Annotated in this window: 14 protein-coding genes; 13 read left to right on the forward strand and 1 reads right to left on the reverse strand. The window is 34.5% G+C overall.

Translation table 11 applies throughout. The features are described 5' to 3' along the window. The 13 genes from BLR60_RS24060 to BLR60_RS24120 form a co-directional block, all read left to right on the forward strand. Positions 1 to 1,830: condensation domain-containing protein (locus tag BLR60_RS24060; protein ID WP_143009144.1), on the forward strand; the 1,830-nt coding region annotated here is incomplete at its 5' end. Further along, positions 1,817 to 3,472, forward strand: coding sequence for a cyclic peptide export ABC transporter (locus BLR60_RS24065; protein WP_167354815.1), 1,656 nt, complete (start codon positions 1,817 to 1,819; stop codon positions 3,470 to 3,472). The genes BLR60_RS24060 and BLR60_RS24065, both read left to right, overlap by 14 nt. A gap of 2 nt (positions 3,473 to 3,474) precedes the next feature. Next, a complete protein-coding gene (locus BLR60_RS24070; RefSeq protein ID WP_090504992.1) occupies positions 3,475 to 4,164 on the forward strand; it encodes a thioesterase II family protein in 690 nt (229 codons plus the stop codon). 17 nt (positions 4,165 to 4,181) lie between these two features. Further along, positions 4,182 to 5,405 (forward strand): glycosyltransferase family 2 protein, encoded by a 1,224-nt coding sequence (locus tag BLR60_RS24075; protein ID WP_090504995.1) that lies wholly within the window; start codon positions 4,182 to 4,184, stop codon positions 5,403 to 5,405. Positions 5,406 to 5,452: 47 nt separating this feature from the next. Then, the gene (locus tag BLR60_RS24080) at positions 5,453 to 6,160 is read left to right on the forward strand and encodes a hypothetical protein (RefSeq protein WP_090504998.1); all 708 of its coding nucleotides are present in this window, start codon (positions 5,453 to 5,455) and stop codon (positions 6,158 to 6,160) included. A gap of 124 nt (positions 6,161 to 6,284) precedes the next feature. Further along, entirely contained in the window at positions 6,285 to 8,729 is a 2,445-nt protein-coding gene (locus tag BLR60_RS24085; RefSeq protein WP_090505001.1) for a TonB-dependent receptor, read from the forward strand. A gap of 15 nt (positions 8,730 to 8,744) precedes the next feature. Continuing rightward, on the forward strand, positions 8,745 to 9,812 hold the full coding sequence (locus BLR60_RS24090; RefSeq protein WP_090505005.1) for a sensor histidine kinase: 1,068 nt from the start codon (positions 8,745 to 8,747) through the stop codon (positions 9,810 to 9,812). A 286-nt stretch (positions 9,813 to 10,098) separates the two neighbouring features. Further along, positions 10,099 to 10,848, forward strand: coding sequence for a histidine kinase (locus tag BLR60_RS24095; protein WP_167354816.1), 750 nt, complete (start codon positions 10,099 to 10,101; stop codon positions 10,846 to 10,848). After that, positions 10,845 to 11,579 (forward strand): LytR/AlgR family response regulator transcription factor, encoded by a 735-nt coding sequence (locus BLR60_RS24100; protein ID WP_090505010.1) that lies wholly within the window; start codon positions 10,845 to 10,847, stop codon positions 11,577 to 11,579. Before BLR60_RS24095 ends, BLR60_RS24100 begins: the two co-directional genes overlap by 4 nt. Before the next feature lie 74 nt (positions 11,580 to 11,653). Further along, complete coding sequence (locus BLR60_RS24105) at positions 11,654 to 12,334, forward strand: GIN domain-containing protein (RefSeq protein WP_090505014.1); 681 nt, start codon at positions 11,654 to 11,656, stop codon at positions 12,332 to 12,334. 16 nt (positions 12,335 to 12,350) lie between these two features. After that, positions 12,351 to 13,097: a 4'-phosphopantetheinyl transferase family protein gene (locus BLR60_RS24110; RefSeq protein ID WP_143009145.1), complete on the forward strand. Its 747-nt coding sequence runs from the start codon at positions 12,351 to 12,353 to the stop codon at positions 13,095 to 13,097. A gap of 71 nt (positions 13,098 to 13,168) precedes the next feature. Then, positions 13,169 to 14,062, forward strand: coding sequence for a class I SAM-dependent methyltransferase (locus tag BLR60_RS24115; RefSeq protein WP_090505020.1), 894 nt, complete (start codon positions 13,169 to 13,171; stop codon positions 14,060 to 14,062). A gap of 267 nt (positions 14,063 to 14,329) precedes the next feature. Continuing rightward, positions 14,330 to 14,662, forward strand: coding sequence for a transposase (locus tag BLR60_RS24120; protein WP_090505023.1), 333 nt, complete (start codon positions 14,330 to 14,332; stop codon positions 14,660 to 14,662). 50 nt (positions 14,663 to 14,712) lie between these two features. Here BLR60_RS24120 and BLR60_RS24125 read toward each other — a convergent pair. Next, positions 14,713 to 14,897: transposase (locus tag BLR60_RS24125; protein WP_143009146.1), on the reverse strand; the 185-nt coding region annotated here is incomplete at its 5' end.

Genomic DNA, 14,897 nt, shown 5'->3' on the forward strand with positions numbered 1-14,897 from the left:
CCTGTGCTGGTAGACATCGGAAGGAAAACAGAATGGTCCGACAAGATTAGAACGGTAAAGGAACAGCTCAGGGAGATACCAGACAAGGGTATCAGTTATGGCGCACTGGCATACCTCAACAGGGACCAAGAAACAAGAAAATCAATCCGAAACGCCAACGCGTTCCAGATCATATTCAATTATCTCGGTCAACTCGATAACGTACTGAAAAACCAGGGAACAATAAAAACAGCAGATGAAAATACCGGACAAACAGTAGAACCTCAGAATGCAGGGAACCGTAAACTTGCGATCACAGTACTAGTATCCCAAGGGCGGTTGAGAATATTTTTCAGCTATGCCGCTGAAATGTATGCAAAAAAAACGGTTCAAACTCTAGCCAAAACTTATCTAAATGCACTTGAAGAGATTGTAAAACATTGTGTTAATCAGCCAAAACGCTCCATTTTACCTAAAGATTTCCATGAAATAACACCAGTACAACGCTATTGGGTAGACGATGAAATAGATAAAAAATTCAAGGAAACGGAAAGAAATCATGGCTCGATATATTCAGCTTTCTCGATAAGAGGAAGCCTAAATCTTGAGTCTTTTGAGAAGGCTATTGCCTATGTACTTAAAAGGCATGAGAGTCTCCGTGCAAGTTTTCAAAAGCTAAACAATAGTTATTATATGAAAACTATACAGTCTTACAAGTTGACCGATTTTTATCGGTTTACAACTAGTTCCCAATTGATGGATTATTCCTATCAAGAAGAATTTGTTCGTTTTCAAGATCATGTTTTTAATATGCAAACGGGGCCCCTATTTCTTACACGGATGATTGAAATTAATAAGAATACGTTCTTATTTTCGATAAAATGGCATCATGTAATTGCTGACAGATGGTCAACACGTGTACTATATCGTGATCTGCTGACAGCTTACTATAGCTATAATGAAGCAAAGGATCCAGACAGGCTACCTCTTGAACTTCAGCTAAGCGATTTTATGTTCCTTCAAAACTCAAATAGAAAAGCAAACGAAATAGACGATAGGCGTTATTGGGAATATAGATATCCTATCAATAATATGTTATGGGAGAAAAAAGTAGAGGAAGTTAATTCAAAGAAAATGAGTATTGGACCTTCGGAAAGGATTGGCTTCTCCTTTCCTCCAATTCATTCGAATTGGATCCATGAATTATCAAGGTCTTTTAACTGTACCTTATTTACAATACTTCAGGCCACCTGGAATATGTATGTAAATAAAACTGAAGGTAAAGAAGATATCATAATTGGGACATATACTTCCGGACGGGAGCTGATTGGCTCAGAAGATCAGATCGGATGTTTTGCAAGTACAGAGATTATCAGAACAATTATTAACCCTGCCGACTCATTAACAGATATAATTGAAAAAGTCAAGAATTCAAACAAGGAAACATCAGACCATAAAGCATACTCTTTAATGAGTTTTATTTTTGACCATTTAAAGAATTGGCCCGAAGGCACTCCTTTCTGGGATACCAATATTGTATACGAATCATTTACTGAAGCAAATGCAGGAGGAGAAGAGACCCTGTTGAATAATAATAATTTAGATATTAAGGAAGCATTTAGTGACGATGACATCAAGCTTAATACAATGCTAATAGATAAACATTTGAACTTTCGAAAAACCAGAGATGGGATAGATCTTTTGATGAACTTCAACAATAATGTACATACCCATGACGAAATTTATGCAATGATCAATGGATACTTTGATTTTCTTGAAAAACTCCAATCAACTGTACTATCCGATAACAACACTTACAGCAGCCAAAATCATTATCATGGAACTATTTAAATTACTACGCCGCCAGTCTGCGAATATTTATTTACTGATTGTACTCTTAGGACTAGTGAACAGTATCTGGACCACGTCACTCTTATTGTTGATCAATAATAAGATAAATGGCGTTGCACTACCATTTTTAAATAATTTTGATTGGTTGATATATTCAGGAATGATCATTACCTCATTTCTTGTAACTCGTTACTTTCAGGGATATCTTATCAATATCAGTCATGAATTTGGAACGAAACTTAGCGTAGAAATCTTTGACAGACTAAGATCTACAGACTACCAGGAGTATCTAGGCATTGGCGAAAACAAAATTCGCACAGCAATGGACGATGTTAACCGTATACAGCGTTTTCCAATTATGTTTATTGAGGCGTTTAATAGCGTGATTATTATTTTCATATCAGTATTGTACCTATTCTGGATTAATTATGTTATAGCAATGATTGTTATTATTCTTTTAGCCACCCTTGCTACCTATTATTACCATCAAAACAAAAAAATCATTGGAGATCTTAACAAGGCGAGAGACCTTGAAAATGTATTTCATGGCAATGTAAATGATTTTCTAAATGGTTTTAAAGAAATCAAAATGAGTTCTCTTAGAAGCGATACTATATTTAATCAGCACATAGTGAGTAATCGGTACAATGCTAAGGAGCTTATTGTAAATAGCTTGAATCGATACCTTAACAATGAGCTTTTTGGAACCTATGCTTTTTATTTTCTAATTGGAACAGTTGTTTTTCTTATTCCAGCAATTTCACAAGTTAATCTGAAAACGATCAGCAGCTTTGTGATCACAATACTTTATCTAATCGGCCCAATTGGTATGGTGATAGGTAAGTTGAGGGAGTTCACCTTATTGAATATTTCAGCAGAACGCCTGGATAGCTTTAGCCAAAAGTTAAAAACTGAAATATCAAAAACTGGACTTATGGACATCCCCATGATTAAAGCTAAACCATTCCAGAAAATCAGATTTGAAAATGTGACTTTTGATTATAAACACGATTCTAAAAGTACTTTCGAATTACTGCCCATATCCTTAGAGGTAAGCAAAGGAGAGTGCATATTTATTACAGGAGGGAACGGAAGTGGTAAAAGTACTTTCATAAATCTTTTTACTGGACTCTATAAACCAGCCTCTGGTACGATTAGTTATAATGATTGTGAGATTCAGGATAGTGGTTACTCAACATATATGGATTCCATATCCGCAGTATTTACGGATTGCTATCTTTTTGAAGAAAATTATAATGAATTTGATCTAAGTAAGGCCAATAAAACCTTAATTAAATTACTTGAATTTATGAAGCTGGACCATGTAATAAAACCCGAACTTAATCAGGATGGCTTTATCTCTAAGTCCTTATCTAAAGGACAACAGAAGCGGCTTGCATTAGTTTATGCGATAATGGAGGAGAAAGAAATTATCGTCCTGGATGAATGGGCGGCGGAACAGGATCCAGGATTTAGAAGATTTTTCTATACTGAAATTATACCATATCTTCTCGAACTTGGAAAAACTGTGATCGCTGTTACCCATGACGATCACTATTTCGATTGTGCTAGCAGAGTTATTGAATTCAGAGGTGGAGCCATATTACAAGACAAAAAACCTTTCCTTCATCAAATAACTTAGCCATGCACAAAACTCTTTTCTTAATCCACTTTGCTGGAGGGAATTGCTTTTCTTACCGATTCCTAGAAAAACATCTTAAAGGATTAAAATTCATGGTATTAGAACTGCCAGGAAGAGGGCGAAGACATAGAGAAAAGCTTATTTACGATTTTAATGATGCAGCCGAAGATCTTTATAACCAAATCATCGACTCATTGGACACCGAAGAATTCATAATTATGGGTCATAGCATGGGAGCGCTGTTGGGATTGAGAGTCACTGCAATGCTCGAACATACGGGGCATAAACCCTCATCTTTAATTGTGGGTGGCAGTTGTGGGCCACTTGAAAGGCAAACCAAGCACCATCTTTTAAGCTCCAAAGAATTACGGTCATATCTGGAAGAAATGGGAGGATTTTCAAACGAAGTATTAAAGAACGACGATCTTTTTGAATACTTCTATCCCATATTAAAGGCAGACTTATGTGTTGCCGAAGTTAACAATCCAAGAGACTTTTCTTCTGTAAACTGTGCTATACACGCGATTATGGGCACGGATGAGAAAGAAACGTTGAATATCAATAACTGGGAACAATATACTAAAGGTCGATTTTCCAAGGACTTGTTTAATGGTGGACATTTTTTCATTCACCAATGGCCTTCTGAAATTGCAAGAATCATAACTACAATAGCACGCAATCCTAAATTCTAAACTAAAACTAAAATACCATGATTAACAACTTATCTCGAAATGAAATTAAACTGGAGTGGATAACCCCTGCACCATTGATTCCAAAAAAAGTCGTGATGTTGATTCCCCAATTTAATGAGCTATCACAATTCAACATTCTGAAGCGATTACGATACTTTCAAGAACTCGCTGACACGCTAACTCAAGATATTGACATTGTCATCATTGATGATGGATCGACCGATGGGAGCTTAGCTCAGATTAAAAAATTTGTACAGAATGAAGAATGCAACTTTTATGTTGTTGCTGTATATCCCAACACGAATAAGGTTGGAGCATTATATCTAACAGCTTTACAGGTCCATCATAGTCTGATCATTCTTTCAGATTTCGATACTGATTTCTATGGACACGAAAATTTATCGCTTGAACTCGACGTAATCTACCAAAACGAAAAATATATGGGTGGTTACTTCCGTATGCTACCCTTTGAAGGCATGGGTAAAACATTTCTTTTTCAACAGATTGAATATTCTCTTGCCCGAAGTATGTACAAATTTCATCAAAGTGATCAAAGTGTTCCGGTCATGCCTGGTGCCGGATCGTGTTACAGAAGGGACATACTAATCTCGATATTTGAACAACATAGTGGACTTCGAAGTGGAGAAGACCGAGAGTCTACATTAATTGGATTAAAATTGGGTTATGAAACAAAGTACATAAAAAACGTGTTAACCTTAACCAGACCACCACTAACTTTAAGAAAACTAATTAAGCAAAGGGTTCGCTGGAATTTGGGCTACATAGAAACTTTTGCCAAAGAAAAAAAGTATTACCTCCAGCAAGTTAAAAAATTGACCAATATTGGAAAGCGAAGCCTATATGACCTAATGGTTGTAATTTTTGTGATGTTTCTACCAATAATCGCACTGACTATTACAATTTCAAATCCAGTTTTTATAATAGCCTTTGGAGGGTTGCTATATTTATCTTACATAATTTGGTGTGTGGGATTAATTATGTTAGCGCCGAGCGAGTCCAAAGAGTTCTTAAAATCAAGAGCACTCTCGGTGCTTATATATCCCGTTTATAAAATTATTCTCGACTACACTTCATGGAGCGGTGCATTATGGCAGTTTTACAAAAAAAACAAATCTAAGAACGGCTATTATAATAGCTTCGTACTCAAAGAATTAAAGGCTGATATCTACATGCCACCCAGGACAATCAGAGAACCACTTTTGTTCACAAAAATTGGTTAAAAAAAATAACTCATTATTTAATGATCAATCTTCACAAAAAATAATCAATGAAAGCATTTATTTTCTGCACCAGTAGTATAGAAAAAAACTCCGAAACCCATGATATGAGTCGTTACAATAGATGGATTAAATTTTATGAGCCGCTTCTCAAAAGATTTAATGCAGAACACTTACAATTGATTGATGATTCGGGCTCAGCCTATGATGCGGATATAGCATATGCTGATAATTTTTTACCTGATGTACATCCAGAATCACCACATATATACCGTTTTGATAAAAAACTGGGACGAACATCACAAATGCAATTTCCTGGATGGTGGCGAAGCTATTTATTTTCGATAGAGTTTGCCCGGAAATATGGCTATCAGAAGATCATCCATATAGAATCTGATTTTTTTATTTTCTCAGATCGACTCATAGACTTTATAGCCCAGTTAGATTCTGGGTGGACCTCACTGTATTCTATTTTTTATGACCATCCCGAGACGGCTATTCAAGTAATATGTCAAGATCAGTTTTCTAATTTTGATGACTTTAAAAAACAAATAGTTACCGAGGATTACATGATTGAATCATTTGCTGAGAAGATTATTCCGTTCACCAATATAGAGACAAGATTTAATGGAGATCGTTTTGGTGAGGAACTTGTACTGGCAGCCTGGATAGACAGATATCGACATCGCATGCAGAAACTGGATTATTTTGGTCAAATTATACTTCCGGCTAAACTTCAGGTTCATTCCAGGTCTTGATCTGTTTTACGTAATTTCATTCACCGCCAAAATATGCGACTTATAGTTATTTTTTTTCCTTCCAAAGAAAGCTTTCGCCATCAGTGAATCAGACAGGTTATCTTCATAGAAATATTCATTGATAATGAAAACATTCTTCCTAATATACTTTGTATTTCTTGTAGCAGGAAATGCATTTAGCCAATCAATCGATGGCCAAATTTCTGGTAGGGTAATCGACAAAAATAAGTTGCCCTTACCTGGAGCGACAGTTGAGCTAAGCGGGGCAAAAGACACTCTTTATAAAAAGGCATCAGATCAGAATGGCTTTTTCATTTTCACGGGGCTTTCAACTGGAATCTATTCCGTTAAAGCGAGCCTGATGAGTTATAAGACTGCCTATTCTGATACCATCAGAATAGATTCAGCAATTCAAAAAATAGAGCTCAAGGAACTGATTTTGATGGGAGATGAAATCTCATTGGCTCAAGTAAACATTAGAGGTAAAAAGCCACTTATTGAAACCAAGATAGATCGTGTAGTCATGAATATTGAGAACAGTATTTTAGCGGCTGGAAACTCGGCTCTCGATATCTTACAACGTGCTCCAGGAGTTTCAGTCGAAAATGGAGGGAATATAAGCCTTGTGGGCAAGCAGAATGTTATTGTTATGATAAATGATAAACCTACATATCTTTCACAATCACAGCTCGCCGCATTACTACGCTCTACCGAAGGCAGTACAATTAAGGAAATTGAAATTATCTCTAATCCGTCTGCGAAATATGATGCTGCAGGTACCGGAGGTATTATTAATATAAAATTAAAAAAGAATTCCGATTCTGGGCTAAACGGTTCATTGACGGGAGGTTTTGGATATGGCGGCTATTATAAGACAAATGGAGGAACTGTTTTAAATTACAAGCGAAATAAAATCAATGTCTTTGGAAATTACTTTTATAACAACAACAAAAGATTTCAAGACTATTTCATAGACAGAGTGAATGAATCCTCTCTACAACGATTATTCTTTAGTGAGTCAAGTCGAGCAATTGCTAAGAATATCAGCAATAATTACAGGGCAGGGATCGACTATAGTATAAGTGACAATCACTTGGTTGGAGCCACATATTCAGGATATACCTTTAACCAGAACGAAGCAGTTTTAACCAATACCCAAATTAGTAATTCATCGGGATTGGTGGATTCCTCAGTTGTCTCTGCAAATAACTCTAAGAACTTTCTTTCCAATAATTCCGTAAACCTAAATTATACCGGTTCGTTAGATACTCTTGGTCAAAAAATAAACGTTGATCTGGATTATTCCCGCTTCACGGGTGATCAGTTTACCGCTTATCAGAATAGTTTCTATCAAGGCAATAGTGGCTCATTAAAATATCAACAATTCTCCAGAAATTTTTCGCCATATTCAATTGATATTAAATCAGCCAAGGCTGACTTTGCGAAACCATTTAGCAAAAATTCAAAATTAGATTTAGGTGCTAAACTAAGTTCTGTTCGAACAGAAAATGACCTGACCTTTGAAAGACTCGAAAATGAGATTTGGAATAAGGATTTTAGATTAAGTAATAAATTTATATACACTGAAAAAATTCTAGCCGCTTATATCAATTACAATTTAAAATTGGGAAGGACATCTTTGCAAGCCGGACTCCGTACAGAGGATACAAGGACAAACGCAAATTCTGTTTCACAAGGGCTGATAACTAACAAGCACTATTTTAATTTCTTTCCAAGCATTTTCATTAACCATGAATTATCCAAATTGTATCAGCTAAACATATCATACAGCAGACGTATAGAGAGACCTAATTATCAGGACCTAAATCCATTTGTATATTACCTAGATCAGTACACTTATGGAAAAGGTAATCCTAACCTGAACCCACAATATACAGACGCATTTGAACTCTCCTTTTTATCTAAAGCCAAAGTGGGTTTATCAGCCAAGATTGGATATAGTGATACCCGTGACGCTATTACAGAAGTAATCCTTGCAGATACCGCTCAAAAATCCTTATATCAGATGTATGAAAACCTAGCCAGAAATAAAAACTATTACTTAAACATTAACATTTCCACAGAAGTTGGCAACTTCTGGACGAGCAATAACTCAATAGGAATATTTAAAAGTTCATTTTCTGCTCCAAATATTATGGATGAATCATTTAATAGTAGCAACACTGCTTTTAACCTAAAGAGTATCAACAACTTCACTATCACTAAAACCACCTCCGCGGAATTATACGGTAATTATCAGACATCAACCATCTATGGCATTGTGAAGATTGCGCCAAGATATACAATCGATATTGGTCTGAAACAGTCTTTTGGGAAAGAAGGTCAGGCAGATCTAAAACTTTCAATATCGGATGTCTTTAATACTTATACCAGAAAAATTTCAAGTATTTTGATGACTAATCCGTATTTTGTGGAATATAAAAATGAGACACAAATTGCTCGTTTAACATTTTCTTACCGTTTTGGGAATAAAAACAATAAGAATAGATCAGATAGAAACGGAGGAGCTGATACTGAGAAAGGAAGAGCTGGAAACAGTAAAAACTGATATAGTAAATAAATTATGAAAATTAGGTTAAAAGAACTTTATTTTATTTCCACTTCATTTTTTGTTATTGGCATAATATTCTGGCAACCTGCCTATCTGGATTTTGACTCGAGATTCAACTGGCAATTGCAGTCACAGGTACTTTTAAATTATGTTCTGCTGTCCATATTAATTATTCCATTCTACATTTATTCATTTAAAAGTAAGTACATTACTGATACATGGAAAACAGTTAGAGTTTATCTGGCTTGTTGTCCTATCTACATTTTTTTATGGGTATTGCTTGGACGCAAAATATATGCAGCATTAGGTGGTACATATGTTTATGGTAACCGACTTAAAAATGATTTCTATAGGAATGATATATATTGTGATATTTACCTGCCATTTCTCATATATGTGCTCTTCTTTATCAGTGCCCATATCTACCATTATTACTTGCAAAAAAAGAAAATCAGGGAAAATGAACGAGCAATCATTCAGAAGGTCACCATGAACGAGATCAGCCTCTTAAAATCCAATATACAACCTTCCTTTTTATCTAACTCACTAAATATAATTGGCAGCTCGATCCCGCTTGAATATAAACACACCCGTTCTCTAATATATCAACTGACACAGCTTATTTCTTTCTCGCTTAAGGTTTCTGGTAAGGAAAAGATCCCATTGTCAGATGAAATAGAATTTATAAAAAACTATCTTACTCTTGAACAAGAAAGATTTGATCCAAAGGTAAACGTTGTGTACGAAATAACCGAAGAAAGTCTCCAGTTTATGATACCTCCCATGCTAATTCAACCGCTGATTGAAAATGCGGTAAAACATGGAATTGAAAAGAATATGAATGAATCAACTATTCGATTAAGAATCTATCTCAATGGAGGTTATATCCATATACTTATTTCAGACACGGGTAAGGGAATTCCAAAAATTAACCATAGCCAATTGTTTAGAAAGGGAACTGGATTAGGAAACACAAGGCAGCGATTGTTACAATTATTTAATGAGAATATTCAACTTGAAGAAAATCTACCAAGCGGATTACGCGTTTTTTATAAAATCCCATATGATTCCAGATTTTAACCAGCAAAATATAGCGATAGAAACATCGAACAAAGTAAATAAGCTCGAGATGCTCATCTGGTTCTATCTCATTCTCGGGATTGTCTATTGGTTAGGATTCTATCTTCAGAATAAGCCAAATTGGATAATGAATATTGAGTTCTTAAAATCCTTTCTATTACGTATCATTATAATACAACCTTTTTATTATTTAACCTTTATCAAAAAAAAATCAAATAACTTGATTGTAACAGGATTAATGCACCTTGTATATTGTTTGATGTTTATTGGAATTTGGATAACAGTAATGAAACTTTCAAATGGATGGTTGCGAGAATTACAAATATTCGGAAACTCTTTTTATTATGACACGGCACTGCTTTATCTATTTGCTTTTGGATTCTTTCATTCCAAAGATTATTTTGAACAATTTGAGGTTCTCCGGATAAAGGAACGCGACTTGTTGTTACTACATCATGAAAGTGAAAAAAATGTGCTCAGCGCACAAATGCATCCACATTTCCTTTTCAATATACTAAATTCGATAAACGCTTCTATTCCAGCCAAATTGGAAGACACCCGGGAATCGATTGCAAAATTGGCACAAACTTATCGGTATATTTTAAATGCCTCAAAAGTTGAAGAAACATTACTGTCATCAGAACTAGAGTTTTTTATCAATTACATCAATCTTCAAAATGACCCCAAAAAAAACATTATAAATTTTGACGTTGCTACCCAACATATCATATTAAATAAGCGAAAGTGTCCACCAATGTTTCTCAATTCGGTTTTTATGAATTTAATAGGAGTATTACAAGAATATGGAAATAGAAAAATTAACATTATTCTGGAGATATCCAGGGTTTCTGAAGTTCTTCGTTTTGAGACGAATATCACTCTTTCAGAACCACTTTCAAGAAAATCATTTATTGAATTGGCAAAATTAAATACGCTATCCATGCACAAAGACTTTGTGAGGGATTTTAACATTTTTCAATCCTCCACCAGTCGTATTTTACTTATTTTTTTTACACCCAATTACAACGTAGTATGATCCAGAAAAGAATATTAATTGCAGAAGATGAAAAACCTGCGTTAAAATTAATCTCAGAATATCTGAAAGCCTACCCATCGCTTGATATTATAGCCACATGTGAAGATGGTAATGAAACAATTTCTTCGATAAACAAATTAAAACCTGATGTAGTATTTTTGGATATACAGATGCCGTTAAAAAGTGGTTTTGAAGTAATTCAAGAAATAGAGCATATTCCGCAAATTATATTTACAACTGCCTATGACGATTTTGCAATACAGGCCTTTGAGGTAAATGCAGTCGACTATATCCTTAAACCATATACGCGGGAGCGGTTAAATCAAGCGGTGCAAAAAATAAATTTACATGATGCTGGGATGACTAAAGCATTACAATTGCTTTCTGATAGTTTAACAATAACCCAATACCCTAAACGAATCTTGGTTGAACAAGGACAAAAACTTGTTAATATTCTCACAGAAAGCATCATTTGCATTGAGGCTAGTGGTGATTACAGCATTATAAGAACAGCCGACCAAACATTCCTCAGTAACAGAGGCATTTCAGAATTGGATAAAAAGCTCGATCCCCAGTTTTTTAGGCGTATTCATCGTTCCAGCATTGTTTCAATGTCCTCAGTGCGGGAGGCAAGAAGAGATCTTTCAGGACTTACTCTTATTTTGGTTAATGGAATGGAAATGCGGGTTAGCCGAAGCTATAGTGAAGAAATCAGAAAGTTAATTTTCTAACCTAGAAACGCCTTAAAAACAGAACATTAAATAATACACTTGAAAATAAATTTAAATTAAAATTACTACAGCCCATGAAAAAGATCATACCTCTGCTATTCATTTTACAAGTTCTTTTTTGCAGTGTAATTGCTGCTCAGGAAAAATATGGAAATTTTGAATCTATAGTCATAGACACCCCTTTCCCAGTAGAAATTTCAATTGGGAGTGAATCATTTGTGGACTTAGCTGCTGTAAAAGATTTAGTTAATGACATTAAAATTTCTCAGCGAGGCGGGACGCTTTTTATCATAGTAAAAAAAACCTTTTCTCCACAAATGAACTTTCAGAACAGAATAATTAAGATAAGCACAAAAACCCTAAACTCCATTCTCAACCGAGGAGCGGGAAGTCTAACTGTTGCCAGTCCAGTCAAAACAAATAGTTTAATAGTAAACAACCAGGCTTCTGGGGCAATTTCTATTACAGCAGAGCTTGATCAGTTTACGGCTAATATATCAGGCTCAGGATCTATAAAAATTTCTGGAAGATCGAATCAGGCTAACATTAGGATTACCGGTTCTGGACAGTTTCTTGGAAAAGGATTTACTGTTAAAAAATCTGATATCTCAATTTCGAGTTCAGGAAGCGTAACTTTTGAAGCAAGCGAAACAATAAGCGCTCGATTATCCGCTTCAGGATCAGTCATTTATACAGGAACAGGAAGAGTTATCAATCAGAAAATAACAGCCTCTGGCCGCATTGTCAAGCAATAACATCATTCCTACAAAATTGAATAAATTTGAATCTACCAAAGGTTTAGAAAAAATGGCTACCGTCAATATTTTCTTAACGAAACTAGATCAGAATTTTAAAAATTCGTCACTGATTTTGAGTAATCTGAATAGGTTTCCAATTTTTTGGCAGGAAAGTATTTTAAAAAAACGCGATTGGATCTCAGCCCTATCCTCAATGGCTGGTCTATTGCTTTTAGAGAAAGCTTTATCAAATATGGGATTGCTTAGATTGATCAACAGTATCAAGATATCAGCCTATGGAAAGCCCTATCTTGATAATGGGCCAGCATTTAATATATCACATTCAGGAAAATATGTTGCCTGCGCTGTTGCTGAAATAAGCTCCATTGGATTAGATGTTGAGGAAATACGTGATATTGAAATTAGTGAGTACAGAGAAGTATTTTCGCCTTCTGAATGGAGGCTCATTAAAGACTCGAAGGACTGGAAAAGTCAGTTCTACAGATATTGGACGACCAAAGAGGCGGTTGTTAAAGCTAATGGAAAAGGGCTCCATATATCTCTTGAAGAAATAAGGGTTGAAAATAATAAAGTAGTTTGTGAAGGAATTTCATATTCAACCTATGAAATTGATGTTGAATTTCCCGACATAATTTTAAATTTAGCATCGCATGAGAAAATAGATCGCTTTAATATTGAGTACATTTCCTTTAAGGAATTGGAAAAAGAAATGGATCTCAAAGAAAAACTATCTAAGCCTAACCTGGATGCATCTTTTTAGAAGTTTTAGTTACAATAAAGATAAATTGAACTTTTTATAAACCCTATTCTTGAGTTTTAATTCTTTTTTCAATGAAAGAGCTTATTAAAAAAACTAGCCCCTACACAATATCAAAATCTATTTTAAAATTGATTAAGGAAAATCCAGCGAAATTTAAAGCTATTCAAAGCCTCGATGAATTTTTCGAGTTTTTATTTGATGGATTAAATAATATTTACGGTGAAAAAGCTTTAAATAATATTCGGACATTCCTTACTCAAATAGCTACTGTAGATAAACTAACGATCTCGGATGTTATTTTATTTATTACCAAAAATGTAGAATTTGAAAACCGTGTTAGAGAGCGAGAAATTGGATGCGGATTCGATAAAAAATTCAACACAACTACTAGCATGATCGTAGATAATTTTGATTTTGAAGAAATTGTTTCAGAGTTTGATATATCCAATTATGTGCGTTATGTTCCAACGTCCATAGACTTAGTCTATAAAATTTTTAGTTTACTTAAAGAAACAGATATTGTTTTTGAAAACTCAACTTTTATAGATGTCGGTTCTGGAATAGGGCGAAACTTACTAATAGCTTCAGAATATCCCTTCAATAAAATCATTGGAATAGAAATTTCGAGGAAGTTGCACGACATCGCAGAAAAAAACATTATACAATACAAAAACAAAATTCAGAAATGCCGAAATATAGAATCAATATGTATAAATATATTGGATTTTGTTTTTACTGATAAAAATAATTTGATCTTATATTTTTATAATCCCTTTTCCGAAAAAGTTTTTGATGTTTTGTTTGAAAAAATATTAAATTCTATTTCACAAAAAGAATGCAAATTTACACTGATGTTTTTGAACGTACTTTACAATCGTATCGAAAAGACAGCATTCTTTAAAAAAGAAAAATCCTTTCAATCGAAGTACGATAATTTTTCAATTTACGTGAGTTGTGTTAACTGACTATTTCTGCTAAAATATCGATTCAATTTTTATAACGTTAGCATGGACTAAAAAAATGAACAGTAATAACTATAGTAGAAAGTCCTTTGACCGCCTGATAAAAACATAATAATACTTTCAATCTGGCACGCCAAAAAGATTCAAGTTTAGCTTCAATTAAAGAAGACTACCCATCTGCTATCAAAGTATTGGACAATGCACTTAAAAAACCTGGAGCCAGGTTTGAGAAATACCAAAATGCAGAAGCACTGATCACTCCGGGCAGAACTGCTAGTTGGTTTGTACCCTGATCTGGAACAGGCTTATAAATTAAGCCAGAGTTTATCCATTATACTTAACGCATCCAAAGATAGGATAGTTGCTTTTAAAAAGCTGGCTATTTGGTACAATCAGGTAGAAGTCACTGGATTCAAATCCTTTAACACAATTTCAAGAACAATCCAGAACAACTACGAAACGATATTGAACTACTTTACAAATAGAAGCACAAATGCATCTGCTGAATCTTTTAATGCTAAGATAAAAGCATTAAGAACCCAATTTAGGGAAGTGAGAAATGTGAAATTCTTCCTATTCCGATTAGCTAAAATTTATGCCTAAAATTAATCCCCATTTTTTGGATCAATGCCAAAAGTTGTGGGATAAATGTTTTAAACATATAATTGCATTAGTCTATAGAGGAAAAACTTAACGCATTTAACACCACGGAACTGAGCCCTGAAAGCTTTGATTTTTGCATTGAAAGATTCTGCCGCTGCATTTGTTGATCTGTTATCAAAATAGTTCAATATTGTTGTGTAATGGTTCTGGATGGACCTTGCAATTGTATTGAACG

It is taken from the genome of Pedobacter terrae, assembly GCF_900100705.1.
In the GTDB taxonomy this organism is placed as follows: Bacteria; Bacteroidota; Bacteroidia; order Sphingobacteriales; family Sphingobacteriaceae; genus Pedobacter; species Pedobacter terrae.

Excerpts from the sequence above, each read along its gene's own strand:
- BLR60_RS24115 (WP_090505020.1), top strand. The coding sequence starts at position 13,169 with ATGAAAGAGCTTATTAAAAAAACTAGCCCCTACACAATATCAAAATCT.
- BLR60_RS24090 (WP_090505005.1), top strand. The coding sequence starts at position 8,745 with ATGAAAATTAGGTTAAAAGAACTTTATTTTATTTCCACTTCATTTTTT.
- BLR60_RS24105 (WP_090505014.1), top strand. The coding sequence starts at position 11,654 with ATGAAAAAGATCATACCTCTGCTATTCATTTTACAAGTTCTTTTTTGC.
- BLR60_RS24100 (WP_090505010.1), top strand. The coding sequence starts at position 10,845 with ATGATCCAGAAAAGAATATTAATTGCAGAAGATGAAAAACCTGCGTTA.
- BLR60_RS24065 (WP_167354815.1), top strand. The coding sequence starts at position 1,817 with ATGGAACTATTTAAATTACTACGCCGCCAGTCTGCGAATATTTATTTA.
- BLR60_RS24095 (WP_167354816.1), top strand. The coding sequence starts at position 10,099 with ATGAAACTTTCAAATGGATGGTTGCGAGAATTACAAATATTCGGAAAC.
- BLR60_RS24085 (WP_090505001.1), top strand. The coding sequence starts at position 6,285 with ATGAAAACATTCTTCCTAATATACTTTGTATTTCTTGTAGCAGGAAAT.
- BLR60_RS24080 (WP_090504998.1), top strand. The coding sequence starts at position 5,453 with ATGAAAGCATTTATTTTCTGCACCAGTAGTATAGAAAAAAACTCCGAA.
- BLR60_RS24070 (WP_090504992.1), top strand. The coding sequence starts at position 3,475 with ATGCACAAAACTCTTTTCTTAATCCACTTTGCTGGAGGGAATTGCTTT.
- BLR60_RS24075 (WP_090504995.1), top strand. The coding sequence starts at position 4,182 with ATGATTAACAACTTATCTCGAAATGAAATTAAACTGGAGTGGATAACC.